A 22855-nucleotide genomic window follows, 5' to 3' on the forward strand; every position below is an offset into this window, starting at 1 on the left:
TGCGTGTGTGCAGCGCCTAGTCCGAGGCAAGCAGCTCGTCAGGAGACAGGGCCGCATCCGCAGGCCGCTGGTGTGCCAGGCGGTGGGTGGTGAACAGATCGCACAACCAGCTGGCCGTCCAGCACAGCCAGGCGGTCCACAGGGTGTGGCTCATGAAGTGGGCGCCGCGCATCTGCTGCGCCAGGCCAAGGGCAAATCCGGCCACCAGGGCCGCGGCCAGCCACAGCCGCGCGGCACGCGGCAGATCGTGGCGCAGCGCAAAGTAGCCGCTGATGAAGGCAAAGCCTGCCGAGGCGTGGCCGGCCGGAAAACAGTGGCCGCTGCCGCCATCCGTGACGCCCCAGGCCCAGTGAGAGACATAGTGGCCAACGCCGCCAAAATCGCTGAGATCCCAAGGGCAGCTGGTGACACTGATGCGTTTTATCAGGGTCATGACGACGAGTGCGATCAATGAACCTACCACCAGCTGTATCCGGCGTGGATAAGGTACTTTCCGCAGCCAGCCGACGGGCCACCAGATCGCCAGGCTCAGCCCCGTCACGATGATCCAGGCCAGCTTGCGCGCGCCTTCATGGGCAATATTGACCATGAACCAGTCGTTTTGCAGTGCAAAGCCCTGGCTGTTACCAAACCAGTGCGCCATGGCCATGTCCAGGCCGCTCATATCCCAGGCCAGTACGCAGGCCATGGCGATGACGGTCCAGCTCAGCAGGGCTGGAGCGGAGGCTTGGCGAAGAGTAGGGAAGGGGAGCGAGGTGGCGGACGACTTCATGGCCGCCACGATAGAAAGCGCTTCTTAACAAGCGCTTAAGGTCTTGCTCAGCCCTGGGCCGTCCATGCGCTGCGCAGGCGTTTGAGATGCGGCACGACGCGCAGATGGCGGCGGCGGCGCAGCCGCGAGGCGATATTCCAGACAATGAGGGCGCAGCTGATGCCTACCAGCGCCCCGGCCAGCAGGTCGGAGGCAAAGTGCACGCCCAGATGGACGCGGCTCCAGGCAATTCCGATGGCGGCCAGCCAGGCCAGCCAGACCAGAGGCTTGCGATGGCGGGTCGTGCCCAGGCTGATGGCCATGGCCAGGGCAAAGGCACCGCTGGCATGCAGGCTGGGAAAGCCCGCACGTCCGCCATGCTGAATCCATAGCGTGCCCAGGTTGAGCTGGAACGGGCGCGGCGCTGGAAAGCCCCAGCGTATGAGTCTGGCGATCAGCCAGGCCGTGCCCATGGACAGCAGCAGCATCAGCATGGTGCGGCGTGTTGCCGGTGAGGCGAACACCAGGGCCAGCAGGACCAGAACTCCGCTCAGATTGGGCAGCCAGGCCGAGAGCGAACGTGCCAGCTGGATGCTGAACCAGTGCGTCTGGGCATCGGCATTGAACAGCGCAAACAGAAACGGATCGAAGAAGAACATGAAGGCGCTGCGGCGGATTGCGGCAATGAAAGGTGGCCGATGTTAAGGCGAAATCCGGGCCTGCGGATGTCAAGTCCATGCGGGAGCAGGGGAAGCGGGCCCCGGCGTTGACCGGCAAGTTGAGCGGATTCGGCATTGACCCGCACAATGCGGTCATGCGAATTCTGGTGGTCGAAGACAACGAAGGCATTGCAGCAGGGCTGCGAGCCAATCTCATGCAGCGCGGCTATGCGGTGGATGTGTGCGCCAGCGTGGCCGAGGCCTGGCATGCCCTGAGCACCGAGCGCTTCGATGCGGTGCTGCTGGATCTGGGGCTGTCCGATGGCGATGGCAGCGAGGTGGTGCGCCGCCTGCGCTTGCAGAGCAGCCGGCCCGGTGTACCGCAGCTGCCCGATCCGGCCACACCGGTGCTGATTCTCACGGCACGCGATCAGGTGCAGGATAGAGTGGCGGGGCTCAATCTGGGCGCCGATGATTACCTCGTCAAGCCCTTTGACATGGACGAGCTGGAGGCCCGTTTGCGCGCCATGATGCGCCGCGCCGCCGGTCAAGCCTCGCCGGTGATCCGTCATGCGGATCTGGAGGTGGACCCGGCAGCGCGCACCATCAGGCAGGCAGGGCAGAAGGTGGAGGTTTCACCGCGCGAGTTCGCCGTGCTCTGGGCCTTGCTGCTGGCACGCGGGCGCGTGCTGTCGCGCACGCAGATCGAGGAGCACCTCTACAGCTGGGGCGATACGGTGGAGAGCAATGCCGTGGAGGTCTATGTCCACCATCTGCGCAAGAAGCTGGGCCAGAAGATCATCGTGACCATGCGCGGTGTGGGCTATTTCATGCCGCAGGAGCAGGAATGAAGACCATTGCACAGACCGGCAAGCGCCGCAGCTCGCTGCAGCTGAATCTGCTGGCCTGGATGCTGGGGGGGCTGGTGCTGGTCTGGTGCAGCTTCGTCATCTGGGGCTATCAGACCGGGGTCCATGAGGCCGACGAGCTGACCGACGGGCATCTGGCCGGAGTGGCAGCGCTGACCTTGAACTGGCATGTGCAGGACGACGTGCCGGCCGGGGAGACCACGGCAGTCCAGCCGCCTGCAGGCCTGCACGCCCATGACTATCAGGAGTCGCTGAGCGTGGTGCTCTGGAATGCGCAAGGTCTGCTGATCTCGCGCACCGGTCAGGCGCCCTTGCCGGACTTCGACATCGAGCAGGGCTTTGCCACGATTGGGGTGCATGAACGCCAGGCCTGGCGCAGCTACACGCAGTGGAGCCACGACAGGACAGCCAAGGTCACGGTGATGATTGACCTGGCCGAACGCGACAGCCTGGCCGACGACATCGCCATGCAGATGATAGAGCCGGGCTTCTGGCTGCTGCCCGTGATCGTGATTGCGCTGGGCGTGGCCATGCGCCGCGGCATGCGCCCGCTCAACCAGCTCACGCAGCGCGTGGAGGCGCTGGATCTGAGCCGTGACCAGCGGCTCTCCGACGCCCATGTGCCGCGCGAGCTCGCGCCCATGGTCAGCTCCATCAACACCTTGCTCGACCGCCAGCAGGAGGCGCTTGAGCGCGAGCGCAATCTGGCCAACGAAGTGGCCCATGAGCTACGCACGCCGCTGGCCTCCATCGCGCTTCAGGCCCAGGCGCTGAAGTCGGCAACGCAGGCCGACAGCGCAACCTTGCAGGCCGCGCTGCAGCGCATAGGCCGGGACGCACTGCATGCCGGCCATGTGCTCGATCAGCTGCTGACCCTGGCCCGCGCCGGGCGCGGCATGCTGGATGCACCGTTGCAGACCGTGAACTGGGCCGATGTGGCGCGCAATGTGGCGGCGGCGCAGGCTCAGCATGCCTGGCAGCGCGAGGACATGATTTCCGTGGAGGCCCCGCAGGAGCTGCCTGTGCGTGGCAATGCGCTGCTGCTCGATTCGGCGCTGCGCAATCTGGTCGAGAACGCCGTGCGCCATACGCCGTGCGGCACGCAGATCGAGGTGCAGGCCGGCCTCGATTCGGCCCGAGCACTGGCCTGGGTACAGGTCTGCGACGATGGTCGGCGTGATGCGGCGCCGGCCCATGTGCCGCCCGTGGACAGCCTGCATCTGGGCCATGAAATCGTCAGCCGCGTCATGCAGGCCCATGGCGGCCGTTTCATGGTGGCCGAGGCACCACAAGGCTTCACCACCTGCTATCGCATGGAAATACCGCTAGCCGGTTAAAATACCCGGTTACTAAGCGGTTACCGAAGCGTGGCCGCTGGTCTTTCCCCGGGCCACAGCTGTCGTGCGGCGCACTGCAGTGATTCATCGCCGGGGGCGTTGCCTCTCAAAACTTTGAACGGAACCCACCATGCCTTTGATCTCGATGCGCGAAATGCTGGACCATGCTGCTGAAAACGGCTATGGCATCCCCGCCTTCAACGTGAACAACCTGGAACAGGTCCAGGCCGTGATGTCGGCGGCTGACGAAGTCGGCGCGCCCGTGATCCTGCAGGCCAGCGCTGGCGCCCGCAAGTACGCCGGTGAGCCCTTCATCAAGCACCTGATCCAGGCGGCCGCCGAGATGTATCCCCACATCCCCCTGGTGATGCACCAGGACCATGGCACCACGCCTGAAGTCTGCCAGGGTGCGCTGAACCTGGGCTTCGGCTCGGTGATGATGGACGGCTCGCTGATGGCCGACGGCAAGACGCCTTCGTCCTTCGACTACAACGTGGACGTGACCCAGAAGGTGGTGGCCATGGCCCACCAGATCGGCGCGACCGTGGAAGGCGAACTGGGCTGCCTGGGCAACCTGGAAACCGGCGAAGCCGGCGAAGAAGACGGCATCGGCGCCGAAGGCAAGCTGGACCACAGCCAGATGCTGACCGACCCCGAAGAAGCTGCCGTGTTCGTTAAGGCCACCCAGCTGGACGCACTGGCGATCGCCATCGGCACCAGCCACGGCGCCTACAAGTTCAGCCGCAAGCCCACAGGCGACATCCTGGCCATCTCCCGCGTCAAGGAAATCCACGCCCGCATCCCCAACACCCACCTGGTGATGCATGGCTCCTCCTCCGTGCCTCAGGAGCTGCTGGCCATCATCAACCAGTACGGCGGCAAAATGAAGGAAACCTACGGCGTGCCCGTGGAAGAAATCCAGGAAGCCATCAAGTACGGCGTGCGTAAGATCAACATCGACACCGACATCCGTCTGGCGATGACCGGCGCAGTGCGCAAGTTCCTGGCCGAGAACCCCGACAAGTTCGACGCCCGCGAATGGCTCAAGCCTGCCCGCGAAGCGGCCAAGCAAGTCTGCAAGGCCCGCTACATCGAGTTCGGCTGCGAAGGCCAGGGCGGCAAGATCAAGGGCTACAGCCTGGAGCAAATGGCCAAGAAGTACGCTGCCGGCGATCTGGCCCAGCTGGTCAAGTAAACTCAAGTTTGATAGCTTTCAGCGCTTTACCAGTAAGCGCTGGAGGCTGAAAACACTCAAAGCCCGCAGTCTGTTGCCTGCGGGCTTTTTTCATGGGTTTGGACCTCTGTTACCAAGGTGACCCTGCTTGTTTCCTAGGGTTACTACAGTATCGAACGACCGTGCTTTTTATCACAATGGCCGGATCAGACGATAAGAAACGGAGACAGAAGAATGAGTGACCGTCCTTGGCTGAATGCATATCCAGAGGGAGTTCCTGCGGACATTGACGCGTCCCAGTATCCATCGCTGGTGGCCTTGATGGAGGAGGCGTTTGCCAAGCATGCCGACAAGGTGGCCTATTCCTTCATGGGCAAGGAGCTGACCTTCGCCCAGGTCGATGCCCAGAGCAAGGTCTTTGCCGCCTATCTGCAAAGCCTGGGGCTGCAGCGCGGCGACCGCGTGGCGCTGATGATGCCCAATATTCCTCAGTACCCGGTGGCGGTGGCCGGGGTGCTGCGTGCCGGCTATGTGCTGGTCAACGTCAACCCGCTCTACACGGCACGCGAGCTCGAGCATCAGCTCAAGGACTCGGGTGCCAAGGCCATCGTCATCATCGAGAACTTCGCCAAGACGCTGCAGGACGGCATGCATGGCAGCGCCGTGCAGCACATCGTGCTCTGCGCCATGGGCGACGAGCTGGGCCTTTTGAAGGGCATGCTGGTCAATTACGTGGTGCGCTCTGTCAAGAAGCTGGTGCCGGCTTTCAGCCTGCCTGGTGCCGTGCGCTTCAAGGACGCGCTGGCCAAGGGGCGTGGCGCCAGCCTGAAGGCGCCGGTGCTCAAGGCCGACGACATGGCACTGCTGCAATACACGGGCGGCACCACAGGCGTGAGCAAGGGTGCCGTGCTGCTGCACAGGAACATCATTGCCAACGTGCTGCAGTCCGAAGCCTGGAACGAGCCCGCCATGAAGAAGGTGCCAGCAGGCGAGCAGCCCACCAGCATCTGCGCGCTGCCGCTGTATCACATCTTCGCGTTCACGGTGAACATGATGCTGGCCATGCGTACCGGCGGCAAGACCGTGCTGATCCCCAATCCGCGCGATCTCAAGGCCACGCTCAAGGAGCTGTCCAGGCACCGTTTCCACAGCTTTCCGGCCGTGAACACCTTGTTCAACGGCCTGGCCAACCACCCCGACTTCGACACCGTGGACTGGAGCCATCTCAAGGTGTCGGTGGGCGGCGGAATGGCCGTGCAGAGCGCCGTGGCCGAGCTGTGGCTCAAGAAGACCGGCTGCCCGATCTGCGAGGGCTATGGCCTCTCGGAAACCAGCCCCTCGGTGACCTGCAACCCGGTCACGGCCACGGCTTACTCTGGCACCATAGGCGTGCCCCTGCCCAGCACCTATGTGAAGCTGGTCGACAGCGATGGCCGGGATGTGAACGAACTCGGCCAGCCCGGCGAAGTCGCCGTGCTGGGCCCGCAGGTCATGGCCGGTTACTGGCAGCGTCCCGACGAAACTGCCAAGGTCATGACGGCCGACGGCTACTTCCTGACCGGTGACATCGGCACCATGGACGAGCGCGGCTTTGTGAAGATCGTGGATCGCAAGAAAGACATGGTCATCGTCAGCGGCTTCAATGTCTATCCCAACGAGGTGGAGGACGTGGTCTCCAACTGCCCTGGCGTGCTGGAGTGCGCTGTGGTCGGCGTGCCCGACGAGAAATCCGGCGAGGCCATCAAGCTCATCGTCGTCAAAAAGGACCCGGCACTGACCGAGCAGGCCATCCGCGACTACTGCCATGCCAATCTGACCGGCTACAAGCGCCCGCGCCACATCGTCTTCCGTGCCGATCTGCCCAAGACACCCGTGGGCAAGATCTTGCGCAGGGAGCTGCGCGACGCCTGAGAGTTTTCATCTTGTCCTTCAAGGCGAGTTCACAGGAGCGCTTGGCGCTCCTTTTTTTGCGTCTGAAATCTGGCGTTTGCCTCGATGAAAAGGCGACAAGAGCTCGCTGGCAAAGAAATGTGCTTGTTGCGATCGGGCAAGTCTTCTTATAATTGTTTCGCCAAATGAACCTGGTTTTATTAGTAAAACAAAAAGCAGATTGCTTTTTGTGTTCATCAACGGTTTCAGGAGAGACATATGAGCGATATCGCACAGGACAACAATGCCCGCACTTGGGACCGCCCCGAGGGCTCCAGCTTTGAAGACTGGATGAGCACACGCATTGCGCGTTTTGCCACGCGCAAGTACGACTTCGATGCCCTGAAGTTCCAGGCCGATTTCGACCCCAAGTACCGTCGCGGCCAGATGCGCTACATCGGCACGGGCGGCACGGGTGTGGCCTCCGACAGCAACACCATTCCGTCGGAAAACTTCACCTTCTCCACCATGGTGATTCCTGCCGGCCATGAAGGCCCTTCGCATCTGCACACCGATGTCGAAGAGGTGTTCTTCGTGATGCGCGGCAAGCTCAAGCTGGTGCTGGAAAAGGACGGCGAGCGTTTCGAGACCATCCTGACCGATCGCGATGTGGTTTCGGTGCCGCCCGGCGTGTACCGCGAAGAGATCAATGTCGGTGACGAAGATGCGCTGATGTGCGTGATGCTGGGCGCCAAGAAGCCCGTCACGCCGACTTATCCGCCAGAGCATCCGCTGGCCAAGATCAAGCGCTGAGCTTCGTCATGCACGAGGATTTGCTGTCGCCGAAGCTGCAGCTGCTGCAGACCGGATTTCCCGAGCGACTGGTAGAGCTCCCGCAGAACGCCCAGGTTGCCTGGCGCGAGGCTGGCGATGCCAGCTCCGATTTTGCGGTGGTGCTGCTGCATGGCATCAGCTCCGGGGCTGCGTCCTGGCTGGATGTGGCGCTGCAGCTGGGTGACAAGGCGCGCGTTCTGGCCTGGGATGCACCCGGCTATGGCATGTCGACGCCGCTGGCGCCAGCCGCGCCTGCCGATGCCGACTATGCGCATGCGCTGGCCCAGTCGCTGCATGTGCTGGGTGTGCGGCGCTGCCTGCTGGTGGGTCATTCCCTGGGCGCCCTGATGGCTGCCAGGCTGGCAGTCACGGCGGCTCCCGGACTGGTCGAGCAACTGGTGCTCATCAGCCCGGCCGGTGGTTACGGCGCAGCGGCCAAGGCCGAGCAGCAAGCCAGGGTACGCGAAGGACGTCTGGCTTCGCTGGCCGAGAAAGGTGTCGCCGGCCTGGCGGCCGTCATCGACCAGCGTCTGGTGTCTTCCGAGGCCCCTGAAGCCGTGCGTGCATGGGTGCGCTGGAATACGGCGCGCATGCAGCCGCAGGGCTATGCGCAGGCGGTCGAGCTGCTCTGCGGCGGCGATCTGGCGCAGGCACAGGGCAGACTGGGCATGCCGATTCAGGTCTGGGTCGGCGAGCACGATGTGGTGACTCCGCCTGCAGCTTGCAAAGCCTGGTCCGAGTTGCTGGGCGCGCACTACGGTACGCTTGCGGCTGCCGGTCATGCTTCACCCGTGGAACAACCTGTAGAGGTTGCGCATAGGCTGGCATCTTTGTTGAACCAAAGCCATTTGCCCAACACCAGCTGATTGCCATGAGCGAAACCCCAGAGATTTCAACCAACGACCAAGACCGTTACACCGTGCCCGCCCTCGAGCGAGGACTGCGCCTGCTGGCCTGCTTTGGCCCGGAACAACCTGTCTGGAGTGCGCCCGAGCTGGCGCGCAACCTCGAGCTGCCGCGTTCCACGGTGTTTCGGATGTTGACCACGCTTGAAAACTCGGGGTATCTGCAGCGCCGCGGTACCGAATACCGACTCGGTCTGGCAGTGCTGCGTCTGGGCTACGACTACCTGTCCACCCAGCCGCTGGCGCAACTGGCCGAGCCTGCCCTTCAGGCCTTGTGCGATGAGCTGGGCATGACCAGCAATCTTGCATTGCGTGACGGCACCTCCGTGGTCTATGTGGCGCGCGTCACTCCGGCCGGAGCGTTCCAGGGCGCTGTGCGCGTTGGCTCGCGCTTGCCTGCACATGCCACGGTGCTGGGGCGAGCCCTGCTGCATGACATGGATGCCGCGCAACTGCGCTCGGTGTTTGGCGGCGAGGAATTGCCCCAGTTTTCCGAGAGCACGCCGCGCAACATCGACGAGCTGCTGGGCCTGCTGGTCCAGGACCGTGAGCGTGGCTACGCCATGGGCGAGGGCTTTTACGAGCCAGGTGTTTCCAGTATTGCAGCGCCGGTGCGCGCCGCAGACGGGCGGGTGGTTGCGGGACTGGCCATGGCCATTCCGTTTACCGAGCTGGTGCCCGAGAAAACCCAGCTCTGGGTGCAGAAGGTGCAAGAGGCGGCAGAAGCCCTGTCCGCTCATTTGCGCCAGCAGCATCCGGACCATTTGCGCTGACCCCGATCACGCCGGGCCAGCGCATTTTTCAGGAGTCTAGAGATGAAAAATATTGCTTTGATTGGCTGCGGCGCGATTGGCTCCAGTGTGCTGGAGCTTTTGAGCGGAGATACCCGGCTGCAGGTGGGCTGGGTACTGGTTCCCGAGATCACGCCAGCCGTGCGCGAGACGGCTGCCCGCGTGGCACCACAGGCGCAGCTGCTGCAGGCCTTGCCCAGCAATGCGGTGCCGGATCTACTGGTGGAATGCGCAGGCCATGCCGCCATCGAGGAGCATGTGCTGTCGGCGCTGGCGCGTGGCATTCCTGCGGTCATCGCATCCATAGGTGCCTTGAGTGCCCCGGGCATGGCCGAGCGCGTACATGCCGCGGCCGAGGCCGGCAAGACGCAGGCCCAGCTGTTGTCGGGCGCCATAGGCGGCATCGATGCCCTGGCGGCAGCGCGTGTCGGCGGACTGGAGACGGTGGTCTACACGGGCCGCAAGCCGCCCAAGGCCTGGAGCGGCACGCCGGCCGAGCAGGTCTGCGATCTGGACGGCCTGACCGAGGCCTTCTGCATTTTCGAGGGCTCGGCGCGCGAGGCCGCACAGCTCTATCCCAAGAATGCCAATGTGGCGGCCACTTTGTCGCTGGCCGGGCTGGGGCTGGACAAGACCATGGTGCGTCTGTTTGCCGATCCTGGCGTCCACGAGAACGTGCACCAGGTCGAGGCGCGGGGTGCTTTCGGCGCCATGGAGCTGACCATGCGCGGCAAGCCGCTGGCGGCCAACCCCAAGACATCGGCGCTGACGGTGTACAGCGTTGTGCGCTCGGTGCTCAACAACGTGGCGCCGCTGGCCATCTGATCCGGAGCCCGGCTTGCGGCGTCATGCGCGCCATGGGCTTGGCACCTCTCTTGCTTGTTGCTGAAACCTGCAAGCAGATCCCCCACTTCAGCATGGTGTCACGCCTGTGCGAATATTTCCTTGCGCGTCGTCAAACAGGGCGCGCATCGAACCTCGGCCGGCTTGACATCTCCACCCTCTGGAACCCTCATGCAACGCTCCGAATTTCTCAAATCCTGCCTGGCACTGGCCAGCGTCCTGGCCCTGCCCGTCGCTCATGCGGCGACCGCCACCGAGCAGCTTTCGGCTGCGCAGTTCACCGTCATCGCACCTTTCCCCGCCGGCGGTCCTGTCGACATCCTGGCGCGCATTCTGGCGACCGGCCTGACCAAGCACTACAAGCAGGCCGCCATCGTCGATAACCGTCCCGGAGCCAGCGGCAATATCGGCATCGACATGGTCAAGCGCGCCAAGCCCGACGGCCATACGCTGCTGGTCGTGCCTCAGGGCAATCTGACCATCAACCCGACGCTGATGCCCAAGCTGCCCTACAGCGTGTTCGGCGACTTCGTGCCCGTGGCTTCCATGGGGCGCACGGCCAATGTCATTGCCGTCAATCCGCAGGTGCCGGCCAAGTCGGTTCAGGAACTGGTGGCGCTGTCCAAGGCCAAGCCCAACTCCATCAGCTACGCTTCGCCCGGCGTGGGCTCCAGCCTGCATCTGGCGGGCGAGCTGTTCAAGGACAAGTCGGGCGCGGACATCATGCATGTGGCCTACAAGGGCTCGACCCAGGGCGTGACTGATGTGCTGGGCGGCACCATTCCCATGATCGTGGCCAATCTGCCCACCGTGCTGCCCCATGTGCAGTCGGGCAAGCTGCGTGCCTTGGCCGTGACCGACGCCGCGCGCTCGGGCTTCTTGCCCAATGTGCAGACCCTGGCCGAAGCCGGCGTGCCGGGTATTGCCATTTCCTCCTGGTATGGCGTGCTGGCTCCGAAGAACACACCGCCAGAGGTGGTCAAGCAGCTGGGCGAGGATATCGACAAGATTCTGAAGACCCCGGCAGCACTGAACCAGCTCAAGGCACAGGGCATGACGCCCTGGGTGGTCAAGGGCGAGGCATTCGGCGAGCTGATCCGCAAGGAAACCGGGCTCTGGGCGCCCATCATCAAAAGTCATGACATCGAGGCGCAATAAGCCCTCGTGCTCTAATCGCGCCTCTTGCGCATCCCCCCAAAGCGGCCTGGTGCCGCTTTTGTGCTTTCTTTTGTGCTTTCACCAGGGCCACTCGGCCCATGCTCCGGAGTACCCCCATCCATGACGCTCGCCATTCTCAGCGCTCTTGCCGAAGAACAACACGGCCTGGTCGACGCCATGCAGGACATGCAATGCCTGCGCCATGCCGGGCGCGACTTCTGGCTGGGCCGGCTGCACGGGCATGAGGTGGTGTGTGCGCTGTCGGGCATAGGCAAGGTGGCCGCCGCCACCACCACTGCCGCGCTGATCGAGCGCTTTGGCGTGCGCGGCATTCTGTTCACCGGCGTGGCGGGAGGCATTGGCGCGGATGTGAATGTGGGCGATGTGGTGATCGCGCGGACTTTCCTGCAGCATGACATGGATGCCTCGCCGATCTTTCCGCGCTGGCAGTTGCCCGGCTACGGCCGCAGCACCCTGGCCTGCGACGAGGCGGCGACGGATCGACTGGTGCAGGCCGCCGATTCGGCACTGCGCTCGGGCATCGTGGCTTCGTATGCTTCGGCCCGTGTGCATCAGGGCCTGATTGCCAGCGGCGATCAGTTTGTCAGCTCGCGCCAGGCCAGCGCGCAGCTGAGAGCCGATCTGGAGGCTGCCGGCCACGCCGTGCTGGCTGTGGAGATGGAGGGCGCTGCCGTGGCCCAGACCTGCCTGGATTACGGCACGCCTTTTGCTGCGATGCGCACCATCTCGGACCGGGCGGACGACAGCGCGCATGTGGACTTCTCGGATTTCGTGCGCACTGTGGCAAGCCGCTACGCGCAACGCGTGGTGCTGGATTTTCTGCGTCTGACGCCTGCGAAGGATCAGAGGAATTGCTAGCTATTTGGTAGCTTGTATCGATTGATGCGCGGTATTTTCATGCCGCTATTAGCCTGTATTCATTTATTGACAGGCGCTAAAAGCTATCAGTATTGATGAACTTCGATCCGGCTTGCACACAGTTGCAGGCCGGATGCCTTTTGTTGCCCCGTTTTCCTTTCAACCGCGCTTGTCGCGGTTTTTTTACGCCCGTGTGTCGCTGTGGGGTGGGAACTACGGGTTTCTCCGGGTATTGACTCAAAAGAAGGCTCACTAAACTGCAGACTTGTTTCAAGAAAAAAGTGTCATTTCATATTTGAAACAAACAAGGTTTAAGATGACCCTCAACACCATGCCTTCCACCGGTCAGCTCGCTGGGCGCCGGATCCTTGTGACCGGCGCTGCGCGCGGCCTGGGTTTTGCTTTTGCGCAGACGCTGTGCCAGCAGGGGGCGCAGCTTGTGATGGCCGACCTGCGCGCCGAATTGCTGAACGAAGCCGTTGCCAAGCTGCGCGCCATGGGCTTCGAGGCTCACGGCGTCGCTTTTGATGCCAGCAACCCTGCTTCCATAGACCAGTGCGCACAGCAGGCCGTGCAGACCCTCGGCGGTCTGGATGGCCTGGTCAACAACGCGGCCGTGACGGACTCCGGCGGCAAGGGCATGGACGACATTGCCCTGGACAAATGGGACCAGGTGATGAACGTCAATGTGCGCGGCGTCTGGCTGATGACCCGTGCCTGCCGCGCAGCTCTCAAGGACAGCGGTCGCGGTGCCATCGTCAATCTGGCGTCCGACACTGCCATGTGGGGCGCTCCCAACCTGATGGCCTATGTGGCGAGCAAGGGCGCCGTGATGGCCATGACGCGTTCCATGGCGCGCGAGCTGGGCGCGGATGCGATCACCATCAATGCCGTGGCTCCGGGTCTGGTGCTGGTCGAGGCCACCGAGTACGTGCCCGAGCACCGCCATCGCCTCTATGTCGACCAGCGCGCGCTGCAGCGCGAGCAGGGACCCGAGGATGTCTCGGGTGCCGTGTCCTATCTGCTGTCCGACGGTGCGCGCTTTGTGACGGGCCAGGTGCTGCCCGTCAACGGCGGCTTCGTCATGAATTGATATGAATAGCCCCCTGAGTCGCTGCGCGCCTTCCCCCTAGGGGGACGACAGCCTCGCTGCGGGGCGGCCCTTGCTTGCTGTCTCTGGCGACGGAAACGGTGCATGCAGCGGGGGCGCTTCAAGCTCGGGTGCAACAAGCTGGAATGAACCGAAAGTTGGATATGTCTGCTTCCACTATTCCTGAAGATGTTGGTGGCGCGCCGGACGGCGGCTCCGACAAGTACATGGTGCCCGCGCTGGAGCGCGGTCTGCGCCTGCTGCAGGAGTTCGGCCGAGACAACGCCGCGCTGGGCGCGCCTGAGCTGGCGCGTCGCCTGCAGCTGCCGCGCGCCACGGTGTTCCGCATGCTCAACACGCTGGAGAGCATGGGCTTTCTGCAGCGTGCCGAGGGCGGCAACGACTACCGGCTGGGCCTGTCAGTGCTGCGTCTGGGCTTCGAGTTCCTGTCCTCCATGGACCTGACCGAGCTGGGCCAGCCGGTGATCGCGCGGCTGTGCGAGGAAATCCGCTTCCCCTGCAACATCGTGGTGCGCGACGGCCGCTCCATCGTCTATGTGGCCAAGGTCACGCCGCCGACGCCGCTGACCAGCTCGGTGCGCGTGGGTACGCGGCTGCCTGCCCATGCCACGCTGCTGGGTCGCATCCTGCTGGCCGACCTCTCGCTGCCCGAGCTGCGTGCCCTCTATCCCGAAGAGCATCTGGAAGGCCATTCGCCCAATACGCCCGGGACCGTGATCGAGCTCTTCGATCTGGTTCAGTCCGATCGCGAGCGCGGCCATGTAGCCGGTGCCGGTTTCTACGAAAGCTCGATCTCCACCATCGCCGCGCCCGTGCGCGACCACAGCGGCCGCGTCATCGCGGCCCTGGGCGTGACCCTGGCCTCGGCCCAGATCGATCCCGAGCGCCAGACGGAGCTGGTGCCGCGTGTCTGCGCGGCGGCAGCCGAACTGTCGGAGCTGCTCAACTACCGGCCGCAGTCCAGCGCGCAGGTTCTGTCCATCACTTCAAGGCGCGCAGGAGGCGGCCATGCATGATTTCAAACTCGACGCCACGGCCGTCGTCACCGGCGGCTCTTCGGGCATAGGCCTGGCCACCGTGGAGCTGCTGCTGGCCCAGGGAGCCCGCGTAGCCCTGTGCGGCCGCAACCCCGAGCGTCTGGAGCAGGCCGTCAAGCAACTGCTGGAGCGTCACCCCGAGGCTCGCGAGCGCCTGTTCGCCCAGGCCTGCGACGTGCTCGATGCCGAGCAGGTGCAGCAGTTCGCGCGCGCCAGCGAAGCGGCGCTGGGCCCGGCTTCCATCCTCATCAACAATGCCGGTCAGGGCCGTGTCTCGACCTTCGAGAACACCAGCGACGAAGCCTGGACCGAGGAGCTGCACCTGAAGTTCTTCTCGGTGCTGCATCCCACGCGCGCCTTTCTGCCCCAGCTCGAGCGCGGCACGGAGTCGGCGATTGTCTGCGTGAACTCGCTGCTGGCCTCCCAGCCCGAGCCCCACATGGTCGCGACCTCGGCGGCGCGCGCCGGCCTCAAGAACCTGGTGCGCTCCATGGCCACCGAGTTCGCGCCCAAGGGCGTGCGCGTCAACGGCATCCTGGTCGGCCTGATCGAGTCCGGCCAATGGCGCCGCCGTTTCGAGGCCCGCGAGGACCGCGGCCAGACCTGGGAGCAGTGGAGTGCCGAGCTGGCTCGCAAGAAGTCCATTCCGCTGGGCCGCCTGGGCTCACCCGCCGAGGCTGCCCGCGCCATCTTCTACCTTGCCACGCCCTTGTCTTCCTACACGACCGGCAGCCATATCGATGTTTCCGGAGGCCTTTCGCGATATGCGTAGCACCCCCTGTGCGGCCTGCGCTGCTTCCCCTTCTCACGCTTTGTGAGAGGGGCCGCCTAGGCCCTTGCTTGGCGTTCCAAGCATGAGGCGCGCCGGCTTCGACCACTAACGAAATTCAGACCAGAACATGACATCCACCGCAAACCAAATCACCGTCGGCGCCGTCGTTGCCGAATTCCTCGAACATTGCAACGTGAAGGCCGCCTTCGGGGTGATCTCCATCCACAACATGCCCATCCTCGACGCGATGTTTGCCCGCGGCAAGGTGCGCTTCGTGATGGCACGCGGCGAGGCCGGGGCAGGCAATATGGCCGACGCCTGCGCGCGTTCCACCTCCAGCCTGGGCGTTTGCATCACCAGCACCGGACCGGCCTCCGGCAACATCGCCGGCAGCCTGGTGGAAGCCTATACGGCCGGCACGCCGCTGCTGCACATCACGGGTCAGATCGAGACCCAGTATCTGGACAAGAAGCTGTCCTATATCCATGAGGCGCCGGACCAGCTGACCATGCTGAAGTCCGTCTCCAAGGCGGCCTTCCGCGTGCTGAGCGCAGAGACCTGCCTGTCCACGCTCAAGGCCGCGGTGCAGACTGCAATGACCGCCCCCACGGGCCCGGTCAGTGTGGAGATCCCGATCGACATCCAGCAGGCGCTGATAGACATGCCGGCCGATCTGTCGCCCCTGCCGGTGGGCGTGCTGGCTCCCGGTGAGGCCGCGCTCGACGCGCTGGCCGACCAACTGGCCAAGGCCAGGCGCCCGCTGCTGTGGCTGGGCGGCGGCGCCCGCCATGCCGGCGCTGCCGTGCAGCGTCTGAAGGCCCTGGGCTTCGGCATTGTGAGCACCGGCCAGGGCCGTGGCATCGTGCCCGAGGACGACCCCGCTTCGCTGGGCGCCTACAACATCCAGAAGCCCGTCGAGGCCTTCTACCAGCGCTGCGACGCCATGTTGGCCGTGGGCACGCGCCTGCGCAGCAACGAAACCCTGAAGTACGAACTCAAGCTGCCGCGCCCGTTGCTGCGCATCGATGTGGACGCCGCCCAGCAAGGCCGCTGCTATATGGATGACGGCTTTGTCTGCGGCGACTCGGCCCTGGCCCTGAACGGTCTGGCCGACCGCCTGGAAGCGCGGGGCTACAAGGCTGACCCCGAACTGCTGGCCGACCTGCGCCAGGTGCACGACGAAGTCGTGGCCACCATGCGCGACGGCCTGGGCCCCTACAGCGCCCTGGTGCAGCAGCTGCAGCAGGCCGTGGGCCGCAACTTCAACTGGGTGCGTGACGTGACAGTCTCCAACAGCACCTGGGGCAACCGCGAGCTGCGCTTCTTCGATTCCAACGCGGGCGTGCACGCCACGGGCGGCGGCATCGGCATGGGCATGCCCATGGCCATCGGTGCGGCCATCGGCGCGGCCGAAAGCGGCTCGGGCCGCAAGACCCTGGGCCTGGCCGGCGATGGCGGCTTCATCCTGAACCTGGGCGAGCTCGCCACCCTGGTGCAGGAAGAGTGCGACACCATGATCGTTCTGATGAACGACCAGCGCTATGGCGTGATCCAGAACATCCAGGATGCATCCTACGGCGGCCGCCGCTGCTACGTGGAGCTGCACACCCCCGACTACGCCCAGCTGTGCGCGTCCATCAAGCTGCCCCATGCCCGCATCAGCGATCTCGAGGATCTGCCTGCGGTGCTGGAAGGCGCCTGGGGCAAGAAAGGCCCCTTCCTGCTCGAGATCGACATGCGTGCCATCGGCAGCTTCAAGACCACGTTCTCGGGCCCCCCGGTGAACAAGCTGGACCAGATCCCGGCCACCACCAAGGGCCAGTGAGCCAGCACGACCAGCAAGAACGAAAGAGCTTCACGATGTCGAACCTAGAACTGCTCCCCATCAATATCGGCGGCGAATGGCGTCTTGGCGGCGGCGACGAGTCCGCCACGCTCTACCCCGCGACCGGCGAGGTGGTGGGCCGCCTGCGAGCCCCCAGCCTGGCCGATGTGCAAGAGGCCATAGAGAAGGCCGACCATGCCTTCCGCACCAGCGGCTGGGCCCAGAAAAAGCCCCATGAGCGCGCAGCCGTGCTGCACCGCGTAGCCCAGCTGATCCGCGAGCGCGCCGAGCCTCTGGCCCAGCTGCAGCGCCTGGACAACGGCAAGCCCATCAGCGAGACGCGCGCCCTGGTGGCCAGCGCCGCCGGCACCTTCCAGTTCTTCGCCGCGGCCTGCGAGACCATGGAGGAGACCATCACCCCCTCGCGTGGCGACTTCATGACCATGAGCGTCTATGAGCCCATGGGCGTGGTCGCGGCCATCACGCCGTGGAACTCGCCCATCGCCAGCGAGGCGCAAAAGCTCGCTCCCGCGCTGGCCGCCGGCAATGCCGTGGTCGTCAAGCCCGCCGAAGCCACGCCGTTGCTGGCGCTGGAACTGGCCCGCATCTGCGAAGAGGCCGGCGTGCCCAAGGGCATCGTCAGCGTGCTGCCCGGCCGCGGCTCGGTGATCGGCGACGCCATTACCAAGCACCCGCTGGTCAAGCGCGTGTCCTTCACGGGCGGCACTTCCACCGGCAAGCACATCGCCCGCATTGCGGCCGACAAGATGATGCCCGTCTCGCTGGAGCTGGGCGGCAAGTCGGCCACCATGGTGCTGGAGGACGCCGATCTCGATCACGCCGTCAACGGCGTGCTCTACGGCATCTTCAGCTCCTCGGGCGAATCCTGCATCGCCGGTTCGCGCCTGTTCGTGGCACGCAAACTCTACGGCGACTTCATGGAACGCCTCACGGCCAAGGCCGCCGCCTTGCGCGTGGGCGATCCGGCCGACGAGCGCACCCAGATGGGCCCGCTGATCACCGCCAAGCACCGCGAATCCATCGAGAGCTTTGTGCAACTGGGCCTGTCCGAAGGCGGCCGGTTGCGCACCGGCGGTCACCGCCCCGAGGGTGCGCTGTACGAGCGCGGCTACTACTACCGCCCGACCATCCTCGAAGGCGTGACCAACAACGACCAGATCTGTCAGCAGGAGATCTTCGGCCCCGTGCTCGTGGCCATGCCTTTCGATGACGAAGAGGCATTGCTCGAGCAGGCCAACGACAGCGTCTATGCACTGGCCGCCGGCATCTGGACGCGCGACTACAAAGCCGCCTGGCGCATCGGCCGTGCCGTGCAGGCCGGCACTGTGTGGATCAACACCTACAAGCAGTTCTCCATCTCCACGCCCTTCGGCGGCTGGCGCGACAGCGGCCTGGGCCGTGAAAAAGGCCGTCTGGGCATACAGCAGTACATGGAACAGAAAAGCATGTACTGGGGTTTGAACGAGAGTCCCATCGCTTGGGCGAATTGAAGGAGCACGACATGAGCGTACTGGGCATTGACGAAATCAGCTACGGCGCCGACGACCTGGCGGCCTGCCGCCAGTTCTTCCTCGACTGGGGCCTGAGCCTGGCCGAGGAGCAGGCCGACCGGCTGGTGTTCGAGACACTCAACGGCTGCCGCGTGATCGTGGCTGCCACCAACCACCCCGATCTGCCGCCCGCCATCGAAGCCGGCCCCACGCTGCGCGAAGTGGTCTGGGGAGTGGAAAGCGAAGCCGACCTGGCTTTGTATGCAGATCGCATCCGCGCGCTTCCAGGCTTCGTCCAGGGCAATGGCCGCATCGGCTGCACCGACCCCAACGGCCTGGCCGTGCGCCTGCAGCTCACGCAAAAGCGCGATGTGCAGATGCAAAGCGCCGAGTACAACACCTGGGACCGCAAGGGCCGCATCAACCAGGCCAGCCCGGCCTATGAGCGTGCCCAGCCCATCGAGGTCGGCCATGTGGTGTTCTTCGTCAAGGACGTACAGGCCTGCGAGCGTTTCTATGTGGAGAACTTCGGCTTCGCGGCCTCGGACCGCTATCCCGAGCGCGGCGCCTTCCTGCGCACCGCGCCCGATGGCGGGCACCACGACATCTTCTTGCTGCAGCGCCCCGACAAGCATGCGGGCCTGAACCATGTGGCCTTCACCGTGCGCGACATCCACGAAGTCTTCGGCGGCGGCATGCATATCTCGCGCTGCGGCTGGGACACCCAGCTCGGCCCGGGTCGCCACCCCGTGTCCTCGGCCTATTTCTGGTACTTCAAGAATCCGGCCGGTGCGCTGGTCGAGTACTACGCCGACGAGGACCAGCTGACTGCCGACTGGCAGCCGCGCGAGTTCGAGCCCGGCCCGACGGTGTTCGCCGAGTGGGCCATCGACGGCGGCCTGGACGGCAACACCCGGCGTCAGAAGGGCGTGGGGGCTGCCGACGGCAAGTTCCTGACAGACAAGAAGCATTAAGAGGCATTGGCAGCGTCGGCTGGCCGGTATCCCTCCCACCACGATTCCACAACCCCACGGGCTATTTCATGAAAAATATTCGTCGCCAGGTAGTTATCGCTGCTGCATTGCTGGCTGCAGCCCAGATGTCCGGTTCCGCGCTGGCGCAAGCCTATCCGAGCAAGCCCATCACCATCGTCGTGGCCTATCCGGCAGGCGGCGATACCGATGCCATGGCTCGGTTGTATGCCGAGAAGCTGGGCCAGCGACTGGGTCAGCCCGTGGTGGTGGACAACCGGCCCGGTGCCAGCGGCACCATAGGCACCGTGCATGTGGCCAAGGCCGCGCCCGACGGCTACACCCTGCTGCTGGCGCCCAATACCTTCGCCATCGCCCAGTTCGTGCTCAAGACCAACGCGGGCTCGAGCTACGACGTGCTCGGCGGCTTCACGCCCATCGTGCAGACCAGCGTGCAGCCCATGTTCGTGGCCGCCAGCCAGAGCTCGGGCATCAAGGACATCAAGACCCTGGCGAGCCAGGGCAAGCGCGACGGCCTGACCTATGCCAGCCCCGGCAGCGGCTCGCCCATGCACATCCTGGGCGAGATGTTCAACAAGGCGGCGGGCACCAAGCTGTCCCACATTCCCTACAAGGGCGTGGCGCCCGCAGTCAACGATCTGATCGGCGGCCATGTGCCCACGACCTTCATGACCTGGGGCCCCATCGCGCCCTACGCGGGCGGCAAGGTCAATGTGCTGGCCGTGGCCGATGCCCAGCGCAGCCCGTTGGCACCGAATGTGCCCACGCTGGCCGAGCAGGGCGTCAAGGATGTGGAAGTGTCGGCCTGGCAAGGCCTGTTCGGTCCCAGGGGCATGAAGCCCGAGACCGTCAAGCTGCTGAACACCCATCTCAATGAAATTCTGAGGATGCCGGATGTGGTCGCCAAGATGGCGGCCTTCGGCGCCCTGCCTGCGGGCGGCGAGCCGGCACGTCTGGAAAAGACCAACGCTGCCGACTACAACCGCTTCGGCAAGCTCATCAAGGACCTGGATATCCGGGCTGATTGAATGACCTACCCCCTGAGTCGCTTCGCGCCTTCCCCCATGGGGGACGACACCCTCGGTGCGGGGCGGCCCTTTCTCGGTGTCCCTGAGGTCGGGCCGCGCCAGTTTCACGCGATACGGGTGGCACGCAGCGCTCCGGGCAATGAAACCGAACCACGATTCAAGACAGTTTTCGAAGGAGAGAACCATGGCCGCTGATCGATATCTCGAGCCGCATCAGGCGCGCGAGCGCGCCTCCACCCTGTTTGAGGACCTGCTGGGCGACTCCATTGAGCGCGCCTTCGGCGAGGGCGTGCAGACGCTGCCCGAGCTGGTGGCCTACATCAACCGCAGCGGCCCTGCCGGCGAGAACGGCGAGCCCTGGACCGAAGACAGCTTTCAGGTGCTGATGGCCCGTCTGGGCTATTGAGACAGAACAGGACAGGACAGGAGTACCCCATGAACGTACAAACCATCACCATCGATCCGGTGGACCGCCTGCTCAATACGGGTCTGAAGAACCTCTGGTATGCGGTCTGCCCTTCGGATTTCGTCAAGACCGAGCCCGTCTCGCTGCGCCGCTTCGGCCGCAAGATCGCGCTGTGGCGCGATGCTGCCGGCCAGGTCCATGCGCTCGAAGACCATTGCCCGCATCGCGGCGCGCCGCTGTCCCAGGGCGTGATCCTGGGCGACCGCCTGGCCTGCCCATACCACGGCGTGGAAGTGCGCTGTGACGGCACGGTGACCAAGGTGCCCGGCAGCCCCGGCTGCAAGCTCGAAGGCTCGCGCGCAGCGCTGGCCTTCCATGTGCGCGAGATGCACGGTGCGATCTTCCTCTACAACAGCGACAAGCATGTGGACGAGGCTCCCGATTTCAGCCTGCCCGAGGAACTGAGCTCGCCCGAGTACTCGAACTTCCTGTGCTATGCCGAGTGGCGCAGCGACTACCGCTACGCGCTGGACAACGTCATGGACCCCATGCACGGCACCTTCCTGCACAAGCAGTCGCACTCCATGGCCGAGGGTGACAGCAAGGCCAGCTTCCAGGTGCGTGACACCGAGCACGGTTTTGTGTTCGAGAAGGTCGGCCAGCGCGGCGTGAACTTCGACTGGACCGAATACGGCGAAACCGGCGCGCAGTGGATGCGCCTGGAGATTCCCTATCCCAAGACCGGCGGCCCCGGCGGCAACTTCGCCATCGTCGCCTGCGTCACGCCCATCAGCGCCGATCTGTGCGCCGTGTTCTTCTGGCGCGCGCGCAAGGTGCAGGGCTGGATGCGCGACACCTGGCGCTTCCTCTACCGCAACCGCCTCGAAGCGCGCCACTGGGCCGTGCTGGAGCAGGACCGCATCATGATGGAGCAGATGGAAGCCGACGCCAACGAGCGCGAGAACCTCTACCAGCACGACATCGGCCTGGTGCGCCTGCGTCGCCATCTGCGTCGTCAGGCCCAGGAACAGATCGACGAAGGCATCGCATCATGAGCAACAGCTTGCAGGCCTTTGTGCACACGCTGCGCTTCGAGGCCCAGGACACCATCAGCGTGGAGCTGCGCCCGGTCGATGGCGTCGAGTTCCCGGCCTTCACGGCCGGCTCGCATATCGACCTGCACCTGCCCAACGGGCTGGTGCGCAGCTATTCCCTGTCCAACGACAGCAGCGAGCGCCATCGCTACGTGGTTGGCGTGCTGCGCGACCGCGCCAGCCGCGGCGGCTCGCGCTGCGTGCACGAGTCGCTGCGCGTGGGCATGCCCATCACCATCTCCGAGCCGCGCAACCACTTCGCGCTCGACGAGGCGGCGACGCATTCGGTGCTGGTGGCCGGCGGCATCGGCATCACGCCCATGCTGTGCATGGCACGCCGGCTCAAGGCCCTGGGGCATTCATTCGAGATGCTGTACTTTGCGCGCGAGCGCAAGAGCGCGGCCTTTCTGGCCGAGCTGCAGGCCCTGGGCATGCCGCTGCATCTGCATTTCGATGCGGAAGCGGGCGGCCCGCCCGATCTGCGGGCATTGCTGGCGCAGCGCGCACCCGATGCGGGTCTGCACCATTATTCCTGCGGCCCGACGCCCATGCTCGACGCTTTCGAGAAGTTCTGCGCCGAGCTCGGCCATGCCAACGCCCATATCGAGCGCTTCACGCCGGTGGAAGTCAAGGCATCGTCCGATGCGCGCAGCAACTACACGGTGGAGCTCAAGCGCAGCGGCCGCTTCATCGAGATCACGCCCGACAAGTCCTTGCTGGACACGCTGCTGGACGCCGGTGTCGATGTGGACCACAGCTGCTGCGAAGGGGTCTGTGGCTCCTGCGAGACCCGCGTGCTGGAAGGTGTGCCCGACCACCGCGACTCGGTGCTCAGCCCCAAGGAGCGCGCCGGCAACAAGGTCATGATGGTCTGCGTCTCCGGCTGCAAGAGCGAGCGCCTGGTCCTCGATATATGACATCTCCTGAGTCGCTTCGCGCTTTCCCCCGCTCTGCATCCGCTTTGCGGGAGAGAGGGGCGACACCCTCGGCGCGGCCGGCCCGGGCCCTTC

At 64.8% G+C, this 22855-nt stretch carries 22 protein-coding genes; 20 read left to right on the plus strand and 2 right to left on the minus strand.

Annotation, left to right across the window (positions count from 1 at the left end; all coding sequences use genetic code 11):
- Nucleotides 1-16: 16 nt before the first annotated feature.
- A complete protein-coding gene (locus F3J24_RS15420) occupies nt 17-772 on the minus strand; it encodes a phosphatase PAP2 family protein (RefSeq protein ID WP_167008040.1) in 756 nt (251 codons plus the stop codon).
- A 47-nt stretch (nt 773-819) separates the two neighbouring features.
- The gene (locus F3J24_RS15425) at nt 820-1410 is read right to left on the minus strand and encodes a phosphatase PAP2 family protein (RefSeq protein WP_167008043.1); all 591 of its coding nucleotides are present in this window, start codon (nt 1408-1410) and stop codon (nt 820-822) included.
- A gap of 155 nt (nt 1411-1565) precedes the next feature.
- Here F3J24_RS15425 and F3J24_RS15430 point away from each other — a divergent pair, with 155 nt between their 5' ends.
- The 20 genes from F3J24_RS15430 (at nt 1566) to F3J24_RS15525 (ending at nt 22762) form a co-directional block, all read left to right on the plus strand.
- Entirely contained in the window at nt 1566-2261 is a 696-nt protein-coding gene (locus tag F3J24_RS15430) for a response regulator transcription factor (RefSeq protein WP_167008046.1), read from the plus strand.
- Nucleotides 2258-3616: a histidine kinase dimerization/phospho-acceptor domain-containing protein gene (locus F3J24_RS15435; protein WP_205244791.1), complete on the plus strand. Its 1359-nt coding sequence runs from the start codon at nt 2258-2260 to the stop codon at nt 3614-3616. The genes F3J24_RS15430 and F3J24_RS15435 overlap by 4 nt, the downstream gene beginning before the upstream one ends.
- 130 nt (nt 3617-3746) lie before the next feature.
- Nucleotides 3747-4811 carry a class II fructose-bisphosphate aldolase gene (fba, locus tag F3J24_RS15440; protein ID WP_167008049.1) on the plus strand — a complete coding sequence of 355 codons (1065 nt, stop codon included), beginning with the start codon at nt 3747-3749 and terminating at the stop codon, nt 4809-4811.
- A gap of 213 nt (nt 4812-5024) precedes the next feature.
- Entirely contained in the window at nt 5025-6701 is a 1677-nt protein-coding gene (locus F3J24_RS15445) for a long-chain-fatty-acid--CoA ligase (protein ID WP_167008052.1), read from the plus strand.
- Nucleotides 6702-6938: 237 nt separating this feature from the next.
- Nucleotides 6939-7472: a cupin domain-containing protein gene (locus F3J24_RS15450; RefSeq protein ID WP_167008055.1), complete on the plus strand. Its 534-nt coding sequence runs from the start codon at nt 6939-6941 to the stop codon at nt 7470-7472.
- A gap of 8 nt (nt 7473-7480) precedes the next feature.
- Nucleotides 7481-8359 carry an alpha/beta fold hydrolase gene (locus F3J24_RS15455; RefSeq protein ID WP_167008058.1) on the plus strand — a complete coding sequence of 293 codons (879 nt, stop codon included), beginning with the start codon at nt 7481-7483 and terminating at the stop codon, nt 8357-8359.
- A 5-nt stretch (nt 8360-8364) separates the two neighbouring features.
- Nucleotides 8365-9171: an IclR family transcriptional regulator gene (locus tag F3J24_RS15460; protein ID WP_167008061.1), complete on the plus strand. Its 807-nt coding sequence runs from the start codon at nt 8365-8367 to the stop codon at nt 9169-9171.
- A 42-nt stretch (nt 9172-9213) separates the two neighbouring features.
- Complete coding sequence (locus tag F3J24_RS15465; protein ID WP_167008064.1) at nt 9214-10014, plus strand: aspartate dehydrogenase; 801 nt, start codon at nt 9214-9216, stop codon at nt 10012-10014.
- 189 nt (nt 10015-10203) lie between these two features.
- Nucleotides 10204-11190 carry a tripartite tricarboxylate transporter substrate binding protein gene (locus F3J24_RS15470; protein ID WP_167008067.1) on the plus strand — a complete coding sequence of 329 codons (987 nt, stop codon included), beginning with the start codon at nt 10204-10206 and terminating at the stop codon, nt 11188-11190.
- 120 nt (nt 11191-11310) lie between these two features.
- Nucleotides 11311-12069, plus strand: coding sequence for a 5'-methylthioadenosine/adenosylhomocysteine nucleosidase (locus tag F3J24_RS15475; protein WP_167008070.1), 759 nt, complete (start codon nt 11311-11313; stop codon nt 12067-12069).
- 316 nt (nt 12070-12385) lie between these two features.
- A complete protein-coding gene (locus F3J24_RS15480) occupies nt 12386-13162 on the plus strand; it encodes an SDR family oxidoreductase (RefSeq protein WP_167008073.1) in 777 nt (258 codons plus the stop codon).
- Between the two features lie 161 nt (nt 13163-13323).
- Complete coding sequence (locus tag F3J24_RS15485) at nt 13324-14196, plus strand: IclR family transcriptional regulator (protein WP_167008076.1); 873 nt, start codon at nt 13324-13326, stop codon at nt 14194-14196.
- Nucleotides 14189-14989, plus strand: a complete 801-nt coding sequence (locus F3J24_RS15490) for an SDR family oxidoreductase (protein WP_167008079.1) — start codon at nt 14189-14191, stop codon at nt 14987-14989. Before F3J24_RS15485 ends, F3J24_RS15490 begins: the two co-directional genes overlap by 8 nt.
- 127 nt (nt 14990-15116) lie before the next feature.
- Nucleotides 15117-16814, plus strand: a complete 1698-nt coding sequence (locus F3J24_RS15495) for a thiamine pyrophosphate-binding protein (RefSeq protein ID WP_167008082.1) — start codon at nt 15117-15119, stop codon at nt 16812-16814.
- 35 nt (nt 16815-16849) lie between these two features.
- On the plus strand, nt 16850-18325 hold the full coding sequence (locus tag F3J24_RS15500; RefSeq protein WP_167008085.1) for an aldehyde dehydrogenase: 1476 nt from the start codon (nt 16850-16852) through the stop codon (nt 18323-18325).
- Between the two features lie 11 nt (nt 18326-18336).
- The gene (locus F3J24_RS15505) at nt 18337-19299 is read left to right on the plus strand and encodes a VOC family protein (RefSeq protein ID WP_167008088.1); all 963 of its coding nucleotides are present in this window, start codon (nt 18337-18339) and stop codon (nt 19297-19299) included.
- Between the two features lie 68 nt (nt 19300-19367).
- A complete protein-coding gene (locus F3J24_RS15510; RefSeq protein WP_167008091.1) occupies nt 19368-20345 on the plus strand; it encodes a tripartite tricarboxylate transporter substrate binding protein in 978 nt (325 codons plus the stop codon).
- Between the two features lie 184 nt (nt 20346-20529).
- Nucleotides 20530-20751 (plus strand): recombinase-like helix-turn-helix domain-containing protein, encoded by a 222-nt coding sequence (locus tag F3J24_RS15515; protein WP_167008093.1) that lies wholly within the window; start codon nt 20530-20532, stop codon nt 20749-20751.
- 29 nt (nt 20752-20780) lie between these two features.
- Complete coding sequence (locus F3J24_RS15520; RefSeq protein ID WP_167008095.1) at nt 20781-21806, plus strand: aromatic ring-hydroxylating dioxygenase subunit alpha; 1026 nt, start codon at nt 20781-20783, stop codon at nt 21804-21806.
- On the plus strand, nt 21803-22762 hold the full coding sequence (locus F3J24_RS15525; RefSeq protein ID WP_167008097.1) for a PDR/VanB family oxidoreductase: 960 nt from the start codon (nt 21803-21805) through the stop codon (nt 22760-22762). Before F3J24_RS15520 ends, F3J24_RS15525 begins: the two co-directional genes overlap by 4 nt.
- The last annotated feature ends 93 nt before the right edge of the window (nt 22763-22855 follow it).

The sequence above is a fragment of the Comamonas sp. Tr-654 genome, from assembly GCF_011752915.1.
GTDB lineage: Bacteria > Pseudomonadota > Gammaproteobacteria > Burkholderiales > Burkholderiaceae_C > Comamonas.